The 16,589-nt window shown below is 38.8% G+C and carries 19 protein-coding genes; 5 read left to right on the forward strand and 14 right to left on the reverse strand.

Annotated elements, in window-relative coordinates; translation table 11 throughout:
• Window position 1 precedes the first annotated feature (1 nt).
• The 4 genes from WD048_07425 to WD048_07440 are packed head-to-tail and all read left to right on the forward strand — an operon-like array spanning window position 2 to window position 3,072.
• Window positions 2-283: a DUF427 domain-containing protein gene (locus WD048_07425; protein MEX0812032.1), complete on the forward strand. Its 282-nt coding sequence runs from the start codon at window positions 2-4 to the stop codon at window positions 281-283.
• The gene (gene egtB, locus WD048_07430) at window positions 283-1,434 is read left to right on the forward strand and encodes an ergothioneine biosynthesis protein EgtB (GenBank protein ID MEX0812033.1); all 1,152 of its coding nucleotides are present in this window, start codon (window positions 283-285) and stop codon (window positions 1,432-1,434) included. The genes WD048_07425 and egtB overlap by 1 nt, the downstream gene beginning before the upstream one ends.
• A 3-nt stretch (window positions 1,435-1,437) precedes the next feature.
• Complete coding sequence (gene egtD / locus WD048_07435; GenBank protein ID MEX0812034.1) at window positions 1,438-2,382, forward strand: L-histidine N(alpha)-methyltransferase; 945 nt, start codon at window positions 1,438-1,440, stop codon at window positions 2,380-2,382.
• Between the two features lie 3 nt (window positions 2,383-2,385).
• A complete protein-coding gene (locus tag WD048_07440; GenBank protein ID MEX0812035.1) occupies window positions 2,386-3,072 on the forward strand; it encodes an aspartate/glutamate racemase family protein in 687 nt (228 codons plus the stop codon).
• Here the strand turns inward: WD048_07440 and WD048_07445 are convergent.
• On the reverse strand, window positions 3,069-4,019 hold the full coding sequence (locus WD048_07445; protein MEX0812036.1) for a hypothetical protein: 951 nt from the start codon (window positions 4,017-4,019) through the stop codon (window positions 3,069-3,071). The genes WD048_07440 and WD048_07445 overlap by 4 nt on opposite strands.
• 188 nt (window positions 4,020-4,207) lie before the next feature.
• On the opposite strand from WD048_07445, the gene WD048_07450 reads away from it, so the two are divergent.
• On the forward strand, window positions 4,208-4,591 hold the full coding sequence (locus WD048_07450; GenBank protein MEX0812037.1) for a hypothetical protein: 384 nt from the start codon (window positions 4,208-4,210) through the stop codon (window positions 4,589-4,591).
• Between the two features lie 24 nt (window positions 4,592-4,615).
• On the opposite strand, the gene WD048_07455 is transcribed toward WD048_07450, so the two are convergent.
• The 13 genes from WD048_07455 to WD048_07515 all read right to left on the reverse strand — a co-directional run bounded on the left by WD048_07455 (window position 4,616) and on the right by WD048_07515 (window position 16,568).
• A complete protein-coding gene (locus WD048_07455; GenBank protein MEX0812038.1) occupies window positions 4,616-5,080 on the reverse strand; it encodes a hypothetical protein in 465 nt (154 codons plus the stop codon).
• A 9-nt stretch (window positions 5,081-5,089) separates the two neighbouring features.
• Window positions 5,090-5,818 (reverse strand): iron-sulfur cluster repair di-iron protein, encoded by a 729-nt coding sequence (gene ric / locus WD048_07460; protein MEX0812039.1) that lies wholly within the window; start codon window positions 5,816-5,818, stop codon window positions 5,090-5,092.
• 44 nt (window positions 5,819-5,862) lie between these two features.
• On the reverse strand, window positions 5,863-6,252 hold the full coding sequence (locus WD048_07465; GenBank protein MEX0812040.1) for a group III truncated hemoglobin: 390 nt from the start codon (window positions 6,250-6,252) through the stop codon (window positions 5,863-5,865).
• Window positions 6,253-6,346: 94 nt separating this feature from the next.
• On the reverse strand, window positions 6,347-6,784 hold the full coding sequence (locus WD048_07470) for an Rrf2 family transcriptional regulator (protein ID MEX0812041.1): 438 nt from the start codon (window positions 6,782-6,784) through the stop codon (window positions 6,347-6,349).
• 121 nt (window positions 6,785-6,905) lie between these two features.
• Complete coding sequence (locus tag WD048_07475; protein ID MEX0812042.1) at window positions 6,906-7,463, reverse strand: hypothetical protein; 558 nt, start codon at window positions 7,461-7,463, stop codon at window positions 6,906-6,908.
• A gap of 192 nt (window positions 7,464-7,655) precedes the next feature.
• On the reverse strand, window positions 7,656-8,990 hold the full coding sequence (locus WD048_07480; GenBank protein MEX0812043.1) for a hydroxymethylglutaryl-CoA reductase, degradative: 1,335 nt from the start codon (window positions 8,988-8,990) through the stop codon (window positions 7,656-7,658).
• 14 nt (window positions 8,991-9,004) lie between these two features.
• Window positions 9,005-10,060 (reverse strand): hypothetical protein, encoded by a 1,056-nt coding sequence (locus tag WD048_07485; protein MEX0812044.1) that lies wholly within the window; start codon window positions 10,058-10,060, stop codon window positions 9,005-9,007.
• Window positions 10,061-10,064: 4 nt separating this feature from the next.
• Window positions 10,065-11,336, reverse strand: coding sequence for an AraC family transcriptional regulator (locus WD048_07490; GenBank protein ID MEX0812045.1), 1,272 nt, complete (start codon window positions 11,334-11,336; stop codon window positions 10,065-10,067).
• Complete coding sequence (locus WD048_07495; GenBank protein MEX0812046.1) at window positions 11,337-11,792, reverse strand: DUF2147 domain-containing protein; 456 nt, start codon at window positions 11,790-11,792, stop codon at window positions 11,337-11,339.
• Window positions 11,793-11,887: 95 nt separating this feature from the next.
• Window positions 11,888-12,883 (reverse strand): polyprenyl synthetase family protein, encoded by a 996-nt coding sequence (locus tag WD048_07500; protein MEX0812047.1) that lies wholly within the window; start codon window positions 12,881-12,883, stop codon window positions 11,888-11,890.
• 4 nt (window positions 12,884-12,887) lie between these two features.
• Window positions 12,888-14,327, reverse strand: a complete 1,440-nt coding sequence (locus tag WD048_07505; GenBank protein ID MEX0812048.1) for an FAD-dependent oxidoreductase — start codon at window positions 14,325-14,327, stop codon at window positions 12,888-12,890.
• A 4-nt stretch (window positions 14,328-14,331) separates the two neighbouring features.
• Complete coding sequence (locus WD048_07510) at window positions 14,332-15,444, reverse strand: squalene synthase (protein ID MEX0812049.1); 1,113 nt, start codon at window positions 15,442-15,444, stop codon at window positions 14,332-14,334.
• A gap of 266 nt (window positions 15,445-15,710) precedes the next feature.
• On the reverse strand, window positions 15,711-16,568 hold the full coding sequence (locus WD048_07515; GenBank protein MEX0812050.1) for a hypothetical protein: 858 nt from the start codon (window positions 16,566-16,568) through the stop codon (window positions 15,711-15,713).
• Between the last annotated feature and the right edge of the window lie 21 nt (window positions 16,569-16,589).

Consider the following 16,589-nt stretch of genomic DNA (forward strand, 5'->3'; position numbering starts at 1 on the left):
CATGAAAGCAATTTGGAACAATCAAGTAATAGCGGAAAGTGATGATACCGTGGTTGTGGAAGGCAATCACTATTTTTCTGCTGATGCAATTAAGCGTGAATATTTTGAAAAATCGGATCAAAAATCCGTTTGCCCGTGGAAAGGTGAGGCAAGTTATTACAATCTAAATGTTGATGGTAAAACCAATAAAGATGCAGCTTGGTACTATCCGCAACCAAAAGACATGGCCAAGCAGATCGAGGGAAGAATAGCTTTTTGGAGGGGCGTGGAGATTAAGGAATAATGCTGGATTTAGAGAATTACTATCAAAAAACCCGACAAAGGTCTGTCTTGCTTTGCAAACCGCTAAAAGTGGAAGATTACCTGCCTCAGCCAGAAACTTTTGTAAGTCCTGCAAAATGGAATTTAGCCCACACCACCTGGTTTTTTGAAGAAATGGTATTGAAGCATTTTAAAAAAACCCATAAAGTTTTTCATCCCGACTTCAGTTATTTGTTCAATAGCTATTACAACAATATTGGAGACAAAAACCCACGTGATAATCGAGGCTTTATAACGCGACCGGGCTTAGATGAAATTTACCAATACCGAAAGTTCGTGGATGAAAAAATGCTGGAATTAATCCAATCCAGGCCTTCTGAAAAATGCCGCGAGTTGATTGTACTGGGGCTAAACCACGAAGAGCAACACCAGGAACTTTTGCTTACTGATTTGAAATACACCTTTTTCCAAAATCCTGTTTACCCGGCTTATGACTTAAAAAATGATTTTCTAAGTGACAAAAACAAAGAAAGTGGCTGGCTGAAAATGCAGGAGGGACTGTATGAAATAGGTTTTGATGGAGATGGATTTTCGTATGACAATGAGCACAAAAGCCACAAAGTCTATTTGCAGGATTTTCAAATTGCCAGACAGCTTGTGACAAATGGAGAATATTTGGATTTTATTGAAGCAGGAGGCTATGAAGATTTTAATCTATGGCTGGATGATGGATGGGCATGGAAAATCGAAAAGGATATTTCCCAACCGCTTTACTGGAAAAAAATAGAGGATGAGTGGTTTCAGTTTACCCTATCTGGTTTAAGGAAGATTCAAGGAGAGCAAATTTTAGCACATATCTCTTTTTACGAAGCCGATGCATTCGCCAGATGGAAGGGAATGCGCTTGCCTACTGAGTTTGAGTGGGAAGCGGCAGCCGATCAATTGAGCTGGGGAAAACGCTGGGAATGGTGCAATTCTGCTTATTTGCCCTATCCGGGATTTAAGATTGCCGAGGGAGCAGTGGGTGAATACAATGGCAAGTTTATGATCAACCAAATGGTTCTGCGTGGTGCTTCAGTGGCAACAACTCCGGGACATTCCCGCAAGACTTATCGCAATTTTTTTCATCCGCATTTGCAGTGGCAATATTCGGGCATTAGACTAGCAAGATAAATGATGGCAAATTTTATAAAAGATGTTGATGAAGGATTGAGCAAAGCATCCAAGACCCTATCTTCCAAGTATTTTTACGATAAAAAAGGCGATGCGCTATTTGTTGAAATAATGCGAATGCCTGAATATTATCTAACAAGGGCTGAATTTGAAATCCTGCAAAAGCAAGCGGTTGAGATAACCAAAACGCTTTCCCTAAATCCTGATACAACATTTGAAATTATTGAGTTAGGGGCAGGTGATGGCGAAAAGACCAAGGAATTTATCCGCTATTTAATGCAGGAAAATTTCAAGTTCAAATATATGCCTGTTGATATTTCACAAAATGTACTGGGAATACTTCAAAATTCGATGCTGAAAGAGTTTCCCAACCTGAAAATAGCACCCATGCAAGGGGATTACTTTCAAGTATTGGAAGGCATAAAACACACACACCATCCCAAGTTGGTTTTGTTTTTGGGATCTAATATCGGGAATTTAAAAGATGAAAATGCCCAAAAGTTTTTGAAGCAAATCGGCCAAAAACTCAGTACCGGAGATCATCTGCTGCTCGGGGTGGATTTGATCAAACCAGCAGAAATTGTGGTACCGGCCTATAATGACGCAAAAGGCATAACCGCTGCATTCAACTTGAATATATTGGAAAGAATAAACCGTGAACTGGACGGTGATTTTGACCTCAGTGCATTCCACCACGAAGTAGATTATACACAAGAATTAGGTATTGTAAAAAGTTACCTTGTAAGCAATAAAGACCAAAAAGTTTATATTGGGCAAATTAGTAAAAGCTATAGCTTCAGAAAAGGTGAGCGCATAAATACTGAAATATCGCGCAAGTACAATGATGCGATGATTGAAAAAATCACACGCGATACTTCTTTTGAAACCAAAGCCAAATTCACCGATTCAAAAGGCTATTTTGCTGATTATATCCTGGTAAAAACCTGAAAAATGCAGCAGCAATTAGGTGTATTGGGCATGGGTAGCAGCACTACGCTTTTTTATATAGAAAAGCTCAATATCCTTTATCACCAAAAATTCGGTGGGGACAGCACCTGTCCTTTTAAAATGCTCAATGCCAATTTCAATCTTTTCAACCCCTATTTGCCCAATCAATATGAAAAGCTTGTTCCTGAGTTACATCGGCATTTAATAGCAATGAACCGGTTAGGCGTAGATAAAATCCTAATTCCCAACATTACCCTGCACCAAACCGTTGATCACTTGCCAGAAGATTTTCTTCCAAAACATAAAATCATTCATCCTTATGAACTTGCCATTGAAAAATTGCGCAGTGAAAACACAAAGGAAGTACTGGTATTGGGTTCTGTTCACACTATGAAATCAAGATATGTCAAAGAGAAATTTAAGCAGCAGGGAATAAAGCTTTTGGCACCTACACAAAATGAGGTTATACAAATTGACAAACTGAGAAATGAAGTATATATCGGTGAATCAACAAGAGAATCTAAGCTTGCTTTTGAACAAATTCTTTACAAATACCATAGAAAGCAAAGGGTTTTAATTGCCTGTACTGAATTGTCCCTTGCACTGAATAAAAAGAACAGCAATAATTTTATTGATCTTGCAACGCTTCAGTTGCAAAAGGCCCTGGATATCTTCAGTGAAAACCGTTAAGGCCTTTTCCATTCCTTTACGGCATGTAATAGCGCGCTGGAATCAGAATAGCCCAGCAGCATAGCCAATTCCCTGACTTTGATTTGCCTGGCTTTAGACAAGTATTGATAAAGCTCTTTTTTTATGTCATTTTTGATTTTTCTATAGCTTTGCCCTTCCATGCTTAATTTGCGCTGAACGGTTCTTTCGCTCATCAACATTGCTTTTGAAACTTGAGAAAAATCCGGAAGTTCTGGAGTGCTCATGTTCAATATCATGCTCCTGACCTTTGCCGAAAAAGTAGGATAAGCTGATTTATGGAACCCTATTAAATCCATGAATTTCGGGAGTAAAACTTCTATAGCTTTTATTTTTCCTTGATTGAGCTCTGCCTCCATAACCTTAGCATCAAAAACAAACAGATGCTCCTGACCCGAGGCCAAATCTATTTTCAGCATTTGCCTGTATTCACTCAAGTTAGAATAAGGCAAAATTAACTTTGGGAAATATTTTGTGGATAGAATCAATTTAAACTCCCTATAAATAAAACAGAACACCATATCCAAGACCTGAAGTCTTAGTTTTTCATCCTCAATATTGCTTTTAAGGGAAACCGTATAATTCTTGTTCTTGACACTTGCTTCCAAAAAAACAATTGGGAAAGCATTTTGGAGATAATTCTGCAATATAAATACAGCTTGTTCAAAACTGTATGAATTGAGCTGTAATTGCGTTACAAAACCCAATGTCTTATAATTTAGAGAACAGCCAAAATACAGACCCGCATATTTTGTATTGGCAGACAATAATCCCAACGCATTGACAAATTCCGAGCTGTTTATTTTCCCTGAAACATCCCTAATATCTTGATTGGGATTTTCAAGAAATTGCCTCAATTCAGCATCTTCATAGCCCAAATGTGCTGCATAGTGGAACAGGTTGGCTATATGTGGTGCGGAAATTTTCATCTTAACAAGTAAACTACTTCGGGGCAAGCCTGCCTTTGTCGCCTGCTAGCCGGAAAAGGCAGGGCAGACAGGCCTCGGAGCACCCACCTGCTTAGTCAGGCAGGTTTAAATCTCGATTATCGAGTAAAATTGGCGTAAAATATCAACAGTTAATAATTTCATCAAAATATCTTTGCTTAAAAAAAGCTATGAATCCTTTACAAAAAGCACTTTTGGCAAACGCCCTATTTTCTGGCGCATCTGGAATTTTAATGATATCGCTGCACCAAAAAATAGCGTCCCTTTTTGAAATACAAGACAGTACGGCCTTTTGGGCAATCGGTATTGCGTTGATATACTTTGCATTGACTATTGTTTACGAAATAAAAAAGCAAAGAAGATTGGCAGTTTTGTGGATCATCGCACAGGATATGCTTTGGGTTGTTGGCAGCATCATTGTTTTGCTTGCAGAGCCGTTTGGAATTTCATCAGCGGGAAACAAAATCATTTTCATTATTGCCCTTGTGGTATTTGCTATGGCGGCCAATCAATACAGGGCTTTGAAGAAACCGAACATTATGGACAGACACTAACAATAGACAGTTCCCGTCAAAGTTTTACCTCCAAAACTCGTCCTCTGTATTCTCCTGAAAAGCTTTTTCCTGATGGAATTTTGATATTGATTGCAGCTGTGCTTCACTTGCAGCTTCCTGCACTTCATTAAAAAGTTGTCGCTCTTCAAAGCGAATATGGGCATCCAGTTGTTTTTCAATTTCACTAAGATTTGCCTTTAAATTATCCTTACTTTGGAAAAGCGTCTCTAATTTCCGGTGTTCTTCTATTGCCCTTTGCACATTTTTATGATCATTGCCCAGTATAGTGAAAATATGTTTTTCCTCAATTTCAAAATGTTCGCGAATATAATTTTCAAAAAACCAATCAGCGTATTTTTTTATCCGCTTTACATCAATATCTTTTGTAAAACCGGTTCTGATTTTCCAACACAAAAGTAAACTGTGGTGATGTTCTCTGCTAAAGGGCTGAAGGTACTTGTGTCGTTTTATTGGGTTTCTTTTTTCCATAATTGTGCGTTACAAATTGCTTAATTCCTTTTCCATTGCAATAGCAGAGGGAAATAGAATATTGTTTTCCAGATGAATGTGCAAGTGCAAATCTTCCTCAAATTCTTTCAATAAAGCAAATGTAACATTGTAAGTATTGCAGGCATCAGCAGGGGGCGTATATTGATTGCTCAGTGCTGCTATTTTCCTGAATCTTTCTCCTTCAATATCGTGTTCCTCCATCATCATATGAATAGGGTTTTCTACACTCCCAAAATGTGGTGTTTCCGGGTTGGTGCCACTTTGTTTGTGTTTCATGAGCTTGCGGACAAAAGGAAACAATATCAGCTCTTCTTTTTTCATGTGCATGGCCAGTTCTCCTGCTGAAGCCTCAAATTGTTCTGCAATTTCATGCAACTCAGGATGCATGGCACCATGTACTTTGCAGATTTTTTCAAGGTATGCGCTTATTTCAGGAATTTTAGCTTCTACATATCTGTGGTGTTTTTTTTCAATGTAATCAGCCAACAGATCTGCCGGCCAGGAATTGTAATCTATTGATGTGCTTTCCTTCAATTGGACAATTTGCTCTAAATCACCAATAAGCTTTGAAGTATCAATGTTTTTGCTTTTGCAGGCATCTGCTATACTTCGGTTTCCATTGCAACAAAAATCCACTCCATAGGCCTGGAATATTGTTGCTGTGCGATAATCATTAGCAACCAAATCACCAATGATATTATTTTCTTGCAGTTTCATAATTTTGTTTTTTATTTATAATTTAATTTGCGTTTTATATACTTTCAAATAACAGGCTTAGATGGATTGTTTTGGTAGTATTGTATTTTTAGTAAAAACATTTCTGCCATTTTCTCTGCCCGCCATTTGGCTTCTATTGCTTTTTCACCTGTAAAATGTTCGTCCAGGGTTTTAGAAAAAAGTTGCAACCATCGTTCAAAATGCTTGCGCTCTACTTTTAATTTGGCATGAGGAACAAAGGGACTTCCAAAATAGCTGTGCTCTTCTAATAAAACAGTTTCCCAAAAACGATACATTTTCTCCAGGTGTGCCGGCCATTTGTCTTGAATGATTTGATTGAAAATATCCTTCAGCAAATCGTCCTTTCTTATTTCTGAATAAAAAGCATCTACCAAAAATTCAATATCCTTCCTGTTTTCAATTTGCTTTTTCATCTGTTTAAAATTTTTCTGCTTGTTCGTTCTTAATTTCTATTTAGTCTTAAAACGATATTAATACCTTTTTATCCTTTTATTTCTGAATTTTTTTTTATCTTTTTAAATAAGTTAGACCAATTTCAAGTCCTGTTGCCAATTCATAAATACTTGTTTGGGAAAGCATTTCTTGAAGATCATCTCTAATAGCTTTGAATTTATCGTGCACCGGACATGGATATGATTCATTACATTCTTTCAAACCCAGGCCACACCCCTTAAAAATAGCATCCCCATCAATGGCAGTTACAATTTGTACCAACTTGAGTTTATCAATGTCTTCTCTTTGAATATAAAATCCCCCGGTGGGACCTTTTAAAGATTCTACAATATTGTTTTTTGCCAGTAGTTGAAGTATTTTTGCCGTAAAGGCAACTGGTGAATCAATTTCATTTGCAATATTTTTTAGGCTTACCCTTTCTCCATCCAAAGAACGTTGAGCAATATATAGCGTAGCCCTTATCCCGTATTCACATGCTTTTGAAAAAATCATTGCTCAAATTTGAATCAAAGTTACTAATATTTTTTATTTCGGACAAATTTATCCGAAATAAGAAAACAATCAAAAAAAAGAGGCCTAAAAAGAGGCCTCTTAATATTTAGGTACATTAATTTTATTCGCTATCAACCATCATTCCCGGAGCTGTTGCAGTTTCTTCAAATCGGTAGGTAGTAACCAACTCTTCAAATTTAGCAAGGTTGCTGTTAAAAGCTTCTTCTGTGTCGGCACGTAGTGTAATGAAGTTTACATGTCCTTCTTCAGGTATGTAGGCATATGCTTCATAAACACCATCTGCTTTTGAAATCAAGTGTTTTACCACTGCAAGATTGTGTCCTTCTCCAATTTCAATGACTCTGGCTCTTTTTACCTGAAGATCATTTACTGATGCAGTATAGAAGAGAATATCATCATCGATATAATCAAAGATACTTTCGTATGACTTCAGTTTAGCCTGATTAGAAAAAAGGATTGCATCTGTGTTTTCCCATGTTTTTCCCTGTGGAACAAAGACATATTTCAAGCCTTGCTTTTCAGCAACAGTGCTTTCCATTTCCCATCCCTGTGGGGATTTAAGATCAAAATCTTTTTGATTTTGTGCCATCAGCGGTTGCAGCATAAAACAGAATGTTGTGACTGCGCTGAAAATGATTGTTGAAATTTTAGTTGTCATGATTGTGTGTTTTTTTGTTTACACACATCTTTTACGCAAGCCAATTGAAGAGGTTACACTTTTCTAAAAAATGTTGTCCAATTTATCACTGAATGGCTCCTACTCTACACTACAGGGCAAATAAAATTTATTCAGCCCTATCACAATGATTTATAATTGAGCATTTTGGATTAGAATTCTAATGCAGCTATTTTACAATAGTTCGGGCTTATTGCTTCTGATGGTTTCTAAAAAATCACACACATTGCGGTAGCTCACCACATGGTCTTTAAAATACTCTTTTGCTCTTTTGACCTCACCCATTGTGGCGTCCATACTGTTGAGGATATTCAGCAAATGCATTTTCATATGTCCTTTCTGAATGCCGGTAGTCACCAGGGATCGCAATGCACCAAAATTATTGGCCAGACCTGCTGTTGCTGCAATCATCATTAATTCAGGGGCTCCGGGATTCCCAAGCATTTCCATTGAGCGCTTTACCATGGGGTGTAGATTGGTCAAGCCACCCACCGTGCCGAGTGCCATAGGAACTTCCAGGTAATATTCAAAAATGCCATGCTCCACTTTCATATCGGTTAAACTGGTGTATTTGCCACTTCTCGCTGCATAAGTATGTCCGCAGGCTTCTACTGCTCGAAAATCATTTCCGGTAGCAAGGACTACTGCATCAATGCCATTAAAAATCCCTTTGTTGTGGGTAGTAGCCCGGTGCGGATCGGCTTTGGCTATCATTACTGCTTTGGAAAAACGCTCGGCAATATCTTCAGCTTCCAGTTCATTTTCAAGCCCTGCCAATTGTTCTACCGGACAGGAAACACTTACACGTACTTTGCATTCGGGCGTATAATTGGAAAGAATAGACATGATTATTCGAATATCCCTCTCTTCATCTTGCAGATCGGGATAAGTCAAAACCTGTTGTTTTAAAGTGGCTGCAAATTTTTCCAAAACAGAGTTGATAAAATTGGCCCCCATAGAATCACAGGTTTCAAAATGTACTTTCAACTGGTGATAACCTTTATCGTGGTCAGTCATATCCACCAACTCAATATCCAAAATTCCTCCTCCCCTCGCTTCCATATTTCGGGTGAGCGGAGCAGCCTCTTTCAGCAATACAGGTTTTACATCTGTAATGAATTTGCTCAATTTAGCAGTGCTTCCATTCCATATAAAGTGAATCTGCCCAATTTTTGTAGTACTGATCACTTCTGCTTTAAAACCACCTTTGTCCAGCCAGAATTTGGCACTTTTACAGGCTGCTGCCACTACAGAACTTTCTTCTATAACCATTGGTATGCAAAAAAGCTTGCCATTGATCAGAAAGTTTGGGGCAAGTCCATAAGGCATTACAAAATTGCTCACCGTATTTTCACTGAATTCGTCAAAAAGTTTTTGCTGGGATTTATCAGGATGCCAGTAGCTGCTGTATTCCTGAACTGCAGATTCAGGATCGCTGAAAAATGTATTGGCTGCCCATTCGAGTTTTGCTTCTTTCGAAAGCTTTGAAAATCCTTTAATTTCTTTCATTATAACTGTTGTTTTTATTTCACTTTTAAAAATGCAGTGGCCACCTTATAAGCATCCATCTGCTGCTTCACAAATGCTTGAAGCGGTTCATAATTATCTTCCTGTGCATATTTCAGCAGTGCCGATCCCTGGCCATAAACTGCCGGCAATGGACTTTTATGCACAAAGTAGTAACCGTCTAAAAAATCTTTTACCCCACCGGAAATAATCAGTTTAGAGCATTTTCTTTTGGAGCCTAATTCATGTGTTAATTCGCTGCACATTTGCAACATATCTTCTGCTGAATGTCCAACACTAACAAGTGGCTCAAATAATTCAGCCTGTTCACCTATTTTTTTCCTGAGCAATTCCACCTTAGAAAAATTGGTACCTCCATGTGCTGCAAAATCAATGGCTTCTATGGGCAATTGCAATAATGCACGTAGGCTTTCTTTGCCCATTCCCTGCCCTACTTCTTTTACAATAATGGGATAATCCGCTTTTTCCAGTAAAGCTTTTATTGTTTTAATTGGTGCTTCTGCAATATGATCGCCCTCGGGTTGCAGCCATTCCTGCAATGGATTGACATGAATGATCAGGCCATCGGCATCTAATTTCTCTAATAGTGCATCAATCCTGTATGTTTCATTTTCAGTCAGCAGCTGTTCCACCTGTGCTATTCCCAGGTTGATCAATAGAGCTTGTTCGGTTCCTATTAATGGACGTAGATTGAAATCGTCAAACCTTTCATTGCTGTACAACAAAGAGCGTGTAGAACCAAGCCCCATACCAAGACCAAATTCACGACATGCCATTGCCAGGTGTTGATTGATGCGTGCAGCTTTCTCAGTTCCACCAGTCATGCTCGAAATCCACAGCGGTGCTTTCATCAATTTTCCGGCTATTTTAAATTCAGGTAAAACAGCCTTATCGGGATGGCCGGACAATACCGGTTCATAATAAAAGCGCGGATCTGCCCCGGAGGAATTTTTCTGCGAAGCAAATGCAAGCTCTATATGATCTTTTTTACGGCCTGCTGCATTGGTATCCGTATTGTTATCTGTTTGAACTGTGAAATTTTCCTTTTGCATAATACTATTGTTTAGGCATTAATTTTTCGTTTTCATCCAATTGATCATTCTCTTCAGACTTTTTTTTCTCGTTTTCATCATTGCTGTCTTTTCTCCACTGTGTTGGTGTCTTGCCTGTTACTTCTTTAAAAAGCGTATTGAAAGTCGATTTTGAATTAAACCCACAATCATATGCAATGGCCATAATAGTATAATGCGCATATTTTGGGTTCAGCAATCTTTTCTTCACTTCATCCAGGCGATATTGATTGACAAACTCAAAGAAATTCAGCCCCATATGGCTATTGAAAAGTATGGTCAATTGGTGTTTTGGGATATTTGTTTGTTCTGCCAAATCCTGAAGTGTAAGCATTGGATTCATATAGGGGCGATCACTTTCCATATGCTCTATTAAATGATCAATCTGTCTTTTTTTAGCTTCCGGAATTTCTTCATCCTCTATTTCAGATGCTTTTGCTTCAACCGGACTATTTTTTATGTTTTTTGCAATTACCAAATCACTTCTGCCAATTTTGGAAATCCTGAAAACTTTATCTACCAGATCACTGAGCATATTTCTGATGCCGTAATAATTTCCCTTGCTATAACTTATGTTTAATGCCCGCTGATTGACGCCAAAGTAGCTTACTGAAAAAGAGAAGATCACAAGCCCGAGGCTGCTGATAAACTGCAAATTATAATTTGAAGCTTCATCGGGAATACTGATGAGCATATAGAAAAAATAGAGTACGAAAGTCACTACAGAGATAATTGCTACATAATTGAGCCAGAACAAGCGGTTTGAGGAAGTGTCATAGGAGAAAAACTGAAAGCGGATTTTCTGACGGTATTTTCTCAACTGAATAAATACCAGCGATGAATAAACCAGTATAGAAATCAGGAAAAGTAAATTCAGCGATATCCCATAATCCAGGTCGGATATACGATTGTCAATGTTTTTAATCACCAGGAAATAAACAGTAAGAAATATAAAAGGAATGAAATGCACATAATCCTTTGCTGCCATTTTAGTATCCTCACTGATCAGGTATTTGGAATAGAGGTATAGAAAAGGGCCAAAAGTAAGCGGAATCAAAGCATCTGAGAAATTGATGTCAAAAAATGGTTTGTGCCTGATTCCATTGGCTACCAGCCAAAACCGCAATGCGATGATCAGCAACCAAAAGACCATAATGCGGTCGGGCAACAGTACAGGCCGCTTGGTAAACAGCAAAAACACTGCAAAAATAGCTTGGCTTAAGCCCACATAACACAATATGACCAGATCGTCTGCCAATTATTTTTCTTTTATTTTTTGCCAAAGTGTTGCACTGCCCAAAAAGCGGAAATACGACCAATAGCCTTTGATGTAAAGGTTTTCGTCTTCATCCATATTCATTATAGCATTGTAGGTGTTGCCGTTTTGATAATTGTACAAAGTCCCACCTGTCCACTTTTTGGAATTTTCCTTGTATTTCAAACCATAGAGATAATCGATGCCGATGATTTTTCTTGCCCGCATGGAGGCATCAGTGTTGTAGATATCTCTTTTCTTATCGCCATAGCGATCAAGACTGTCTTCAATAGCTACAATACGCGCATGCCACAGATCATTTTTTTCATAAAACTCTATGACCATGGATTCTTCTTCATTCTGCCAGTGTCCTTCCAGTAGTTCCTCTGCCGGCTGTGACAATGCTGTAGAACTCAGAATAAAAATGTAGAAAAATACTTGTGTAAGAAGCTTTAACATAATTCAGATACGCTTTATAACGCAAAGATACTTTTATAATAATTTGGAACTATCGTGCCGCTTTTAAATAAATTACTTTCAATCCCAACTCCCAACTAATACTTTCTATTGTAAACACTTTCGGCAAGCCCAAATAAAGCCTGCTTGTTTTCAAGATCAAGTGAAACACCTTCTAAAGCAGTTACAGCACGATTGTAATAATTTTCCATTTCTGATTCCACAGCAGATTTAGCACCAGATAGTTCAAATATTTCCAGTGTCTGCTTTACTTTTTGCTCAGCATCATCTGAATTTTCCAGCTGCATTAAAATTTCCCTGTCGGCTTTATCAGCTCTGTGCTGCGCTTCAATTAGCAAAAGTGTCTTTTTATTGCGCAAAATGTCTCCGCCTCTCTTCTTTCCAAAGCTTTCCATATCGCCAAAAGCATCTAAATAATCGTCTTTCAACTGAAAGGAAATGCCCAGGTTGAGTCCAAAATCATAAATCTTGCGAATGTTTTCAGAACTTGCACCCGCAACAATAGCCCCCATAGCAGCCGAAGCCGCCAATAGCACAGAAGTTTTCCAGGCAATCATTTTCAAATATTCCTGCTTAGTGACCTGCTTTCGGGTTTCAAAATCCATATCCATGCTTTGGCCTTCAATCACCTGAATGGTAACTTCATTAAATTGTCCTATAAGTTGCCTGTAAGTATAGCCCTCATACTTTAAAAGCGACTGAAATGCCAGGGATGTCAAAAGATTTCCGGCATTAATGGCCGTATTTATTCCATAGCGTAAATGCGTTGCTTCAACTCCTCTTCTCACATCTGCTGCATCCATAATATCGTCATGGATAAGCGTAGAATTGTGGTACAATTCCACGGCCATAGCTGCGGGGATCAGGTTTTGGGCCTCTGCACCAAACATTTGCCCACAGTGCATTAGCAACATCGGGCGAATGCGTTTGCCTCCTGTACTGAGTATATGATTGGCCGCACCAGTCAATTCTTCAGAAGCTGCATTGATCTTGTTTTTTTCAAGTTGAATTTCGAAAAGCTCCAACAGCTTCGCACTACTGAGTGCTTTTTGTTCTTTCAATAATGTATCCATGTTCTTATTTTTTTCGGTTGAATTTATCAGCAATATTAAATGCCGTCCGCATAAACAAACCCTGATCTTCATTTAGAATCAGGGGAGAAAGTATGCCACTTGCCCTGCCGAGCATTTTCCCTGCACTGCTAAAGCCTTTGGCAATTCCCCTTTGTTTTATTTGCCGGGATGCTCCGTAAAGCGCCACTGCAAAAAAATGGCGGAGCAAAACCTGTTGATCACGATTGAGGCCGGCAAGCAAACCAAGCGGTTCTTCTGCATAAAGCCCTCCTCTTTTTAAATAATCAAAACAAGCTGTTGCCAATTCGGGATCAGAAAACACCTGGTTAAGTGCATCAGCAAGGATATTAATGCTTGCATTTTCCTTGCGCTGTTGATAATATCCCGCAATCAAATTTCCGGGTGTCTTAGGCTCCCCATTTTCACGTATTTTAATTAAAATATTGCCCAAATTCCGGGCATCTGTAAGCCCGGCTGTCATGCCCCCGCCTGTTAACGGATTGCGCATATTCAAGGCATCTCCGAGCAATACGAGTCCTTCTTTTTGCTGTACTTTTCCGGGCAACATATGGCTGGGCATCATCTGAAAATCAGCTTTTTCTACTGCTCTGTCGAATGCGGAATACATATGCCCCGGCAATTGTGTCATAATATTCTCATAGAGCCATTCTTTCATAGCTGCACTTTTCAGTGCTGGCCCTTTGTCCTTTCTTTCAATCAAAAGCCGGATGGTATTTGTAGCAGTAGGGTATGCCAGAAATTTTGCTTTTTGATCAATAAAAACATGCCCGTAATTTGAAAAAGGCAGGGTGGTATCGTGCAGCAGCATTCCAATAAAAAAACCTGTAACTTTTGGCTGACACAAATGCAGCTCTTTTCTCAAAACTGAAAAGAAACCATCGCTGATCACAGTATATGCAGCAGTAATTTTGTTGGATTGAGTTACATTGTTAGACTTGATGCGCACTCCTGTTGCTTTGTTTCCCTCATAGCAAATTTGCTCTGCTTTAGCCTCAAATATTTTTACATTATGAATGCCTGAAACTTCTGCTCTAAGTGCTTCCAACAAATACTTGTTGCGCAGACCATAGCCTTTGGGCATTCCGTCTTTTTCAGGATAATTCAGCAACAGATGATCCCCTTTGTGGAAAACAGCATAACCATTGACAGGCTGTGCATCAATATTTTCCAGCACAGAAGACAAGCCCATCAATTCAAGCTGCCGTACACCATCGGGCTGCAAGAGTTCACCAACAATCCTGTCCGGTGCTTCCCACTGTTTTTCTACCAATGCAATTTTCAAACCTTTTCTACCGAGATAAGCGGCAAGTGCAGCTCCGGTAACCCCGGCACCGATTATACAAAGGTCAAAATGATCTTTTACTGCCGAAACAGGATTGAAAATTCCTGAAATCGGTTTTTTATCAAAAACTACAGTTCCCATAATTTCAGGCCACTAAAGCAGCCTTATTTTTTTCAGCAATCCTTTTCAAGACTACTTTCAATGACTGGTCAATTGCGGTCTCCCCGTTTATTTCCCACTGATCTAAAATTGATGCACACAGGCTGAGGAAGCTTTGCATATCATTGCAATCGAGAAATACTTTAGTGCTTTCCTTTTTGCTGATTTTCACATTTTCAGTAAAAACCAATGGGTTGTTGTACAATTTTTTCAGTGTGGCCAATGCCATTACCTGTGGAATGGCACAAAAACGAAATACAGATTTATCCTGCAAAAGCTCCATATAATCAATACATTCATTGAAATGCTCCAGTGCATTCAGGATCATTTCGTTCAGGCACATAAGTGCTTCGGGGCTTTCCGGTTTTGCCTGCAGTTCCGATGGCGCATTGCAGTATTTTTCCCAGATTTCTTCCGGCCAGAAAAAGCGGCCTGAATCCAGGTCTTCGGCAAAATCCCTGGTAATATTGGTTTTCTGAAGAAACAGCCCCATTGCATTGGATTTTTCCCACTTATCTACCAATTCCTTACTTTCAGTTCCCGAGGCTACAAAAAGCTCCGATAAGCCCATACCGACCAATCCGGCCACATAATGACAATATTCATTGTAATCGTGCTTGCTTTCTACCGGTGTCTGACTGTAATAGGCCATGCCCTGCCCCATTTTTGAGGCTATTTCATGAATGGTATTTCTGTAGGGTTCTGGCAATTGATTGTACATTTTAGCTACCAGGCCGTAGTTTTCGAGAAGATTTCTGTAATCGGGATGATCACCAATATTTTGGAGTGAAAAACTTTCATCCCCCAAGTGCTTGTGGAATGCATGCAAGTACTTCAAGCGAATGCTAAGCGGGATTTCAAGATCATCTTCTATGCTGTCAAGCGCCCTGAGCGAAAGGTAAAAGACACAAACACCATCCCGTAATTCCGGTCTTAATTCACGTATGACTACAGCAAATGAACGGGACACTTTTTCAAGGGTCTCATAGCAATACTGCTCTGCTTCATTTTTGCTGATTGTATTTGGGAGTATGCTGCTTTTGGCGTATTTGCCAATTTGGCGAACGCGCTCTTTATACTTTAGGATTGAATTTGACATAATACTTAGCTTTTGATTGTTCATTAGCTAAAGTAAGTGTCAACAAGAGGCGTAGTGGCTGCTTAAACAAAAAAAAGTGACTTATAGTAGCAAAAGGAAGTATTTGATTGATTATCAGAAAGTTAACGAAGTTCGTTTAAAACAATCAAGCGTTTGAATGAATCAATTTTTAGTCAAGCTGAACTTCAATGCTGTGGATAACCATAAATCTGGGATTTGTAGTAAAAAGTTTATCACAAAAAAACATTTTAAAATCTATGTTTACCTTAAGAAAATCGGATTCTCAAATAGGTTTTCAATTTTTGCAGAAGTTCTTCACTTTGTTTTTCAGCTTCATCAGCTACAACTAAATAATTGTTTAGAATATCCAATGCTTCGGATACACCTCCTGCCTCATCCATTTTTCTGAGTGCTTTGGAAAAACGATCGGGGTCGTGGTCAAAGAGGCATTGAATAAAGACATATTTCTCACTCAGGTCGATCAATTCTCTCAGGGGTTTGGCTTGTTTGAATTTCAGGCCAATGCCATAATCTTCATCCAATTCAACTTCTTCCTCAGTTTGTTTTCCATTATTACTGCCATGCACTTTTTCAGTTTTAGAATCTGGGTCTTTTTCTGCTTCAAGAGGCTTTTCAGTGGCTGTTTTAACTTCATTTTCTGCCGCACTTTTTTCCGCTTTATCAACTGCTTTATCAGGAGTTTTTTCTGGTTCAGGAGTAGCTGTTTCTTCTTTATTTGCTTGCTTTTCTTTTTCGTCCGGTACTTGTGTGGGCTCTTTAGAGAAGAGCTCTGCTGTCTTTTCTTTTTCAGTTATTGGAGGTGCTGATCTTTCTGCTTCAGGTCCTGCTATCTTTTCACTTTCGCTACTTTTGTCAGGTGCAGTTTCCCGTTTTTGGCTTATTGATTCCTGTTTATCAATTACCGTTTGCTTTTGCCCTGGTTCATTTTCATTTTTTGAAAAATGCTCCAGTAAATCTGTGCCATTACTTTCAATTTCCTGTGCAAGACCATTGGAATAGGCTTTCAGTAAATCCAGTTCAACAGGAAGTATAGCTTCACCCGCATCTATTTTGGCAAATAAGTACTGTATTTTTTCTTTTAGTGTCTGAAATTCACGAGACATAATAATTCGATTTTTAAACTC

This window comes from Chitinophagales bacterium, from assembly GCA_040877935.1.
Taxonomy (GTDB): domain Bacteria; phylum Bacteroidota; class Bacteroidia; order Chitinophagales; family CAIOSU01; genus JBBDNB01.

Excerpts from the sequence above, each read along its gene's own strand:
- WD048_07425 (MEX0812032.1), top strand. The coding sequence starts at position 2 with ATGAAAGCAATTTGGAACAATCAAGTAATAGCGGAAAGTGATGATACC.
- egtB (MEX0812033.1), top strand. The coding sequence starts at position 283 with ATGCTGGATTTAGAGAATTACTATCAAAAAACCCGACAAAGGTCTGTC.
- egtD (MEX0812034.1), top strand. The coding sequence starts at position 1,438 with ATGGCAAATTTTATAAAAGATGTTGATGAAGGATTGAGCAAAGCATCC.
- WD048_07440 (MEX0812035.1), top strand. The coding sequence starts at position 2,386 with ATGCAGCAGCAATTAGGTGTATTGGGCATGGGTAGCAGCACTACGCTT.
- WD048_07445 (MEX0812036.1), bottom strand. The coding sequence starts at position 4,019 with ATGAAAATTTCCGCACCACATATAGCCAACCTGTTCCACTATGCAGCA.
- WD048_07450 (MEX0812037.1), top strand. The coding sequence starts at position 4,208 with ATGAATCCTTTACAAAAAGCACTTTTGGCAAACGCCCTATTTTCTGGC.
- WD048_07455 (MEX0812038.1), bottom strand. The coding sequence starts at position 5,080 with ATGGAAAAAAGAAACCCAATAAAACGACACAAGTACCTTCAGCCCTTT.
- ric (MEX0812039.1), bottom strand. The coding sequence starts at position 5,818 with ATGAAACTGCAAGAAAATAATATCATTGGTGATTTGGTTGCTAATGAT.
- WD048_07465 (MEX0812040.1), bottom strand. The coding sequence starts at position 6,252 with ATGAAAAAGCAAATTGAAAACAGGAAGGATATTGAATTTTTGGTAGAT.
- WD048_07470 (MEX0812041.1), bottom strand. The coding sequence starts at position 6,784 with ATGATTTTTTCAAAAGCATGTGAATACGGGATAAGGGCTACGCTATAT.
- WD048_07475 (MEX0812042.1), bottom strand. The coding sequence starts at position 7,463 with ATGACAACTAAAATTTCAACAATCATTTTCAGCGCAGTCACAACATTC.
- WD048_07480 (MEX0812043.1), bottom strand. The coding sequence starts at position 8,990 with ATGAAAGAAATTAAAGGATTTTCAAAGCTTTCGAAAGAAGCAAAACTC.
- WD048_07485 (MEX0812044.1), bottom strand. The coding sequence starts at position 10,060 with ATGCAAAAGGAAAATTTCACAGTTCAAACAGATAACAATACGGATACC.
- WD048_07495 (MEX0812046.1), bottom strand. The coding sequence starts at position 11,792 with ATGTTAAAGCTTCTTACACAAGTATTTTTCTACATTTTTATTCTGAGT.
- WD048_07500 (MEX0812047.1), bottom strand. The coding sequence starts at position 12,883 with ATGGATACATTATTGAAAGAACAAAAAGCACTCAGTAGTGCGAAGCTG.
- WD048_07505 (MEX0812048.1), bottom strand. The coding sequence starts at position 14,327 with ATGGGAACTGTAGTTTTTGATAAAAAACCGATTTCAGGAATTTTCAAT.
- WD048_07510 (MEX0812049.1), bottom strand. The coding sequence starts at position 15,444 with ATGTCAAATTCAATCCTAAAGTATAAAGAGCGCGTTCGCCAAATTGGC.
- WD048_07515 (MEX0812050.1), bottom strand. The coding sequence starts at position 16,568 with ATGTCTCGTGAATTTCAGACACTAAAAGAAAAAATACAGTACTTATTT.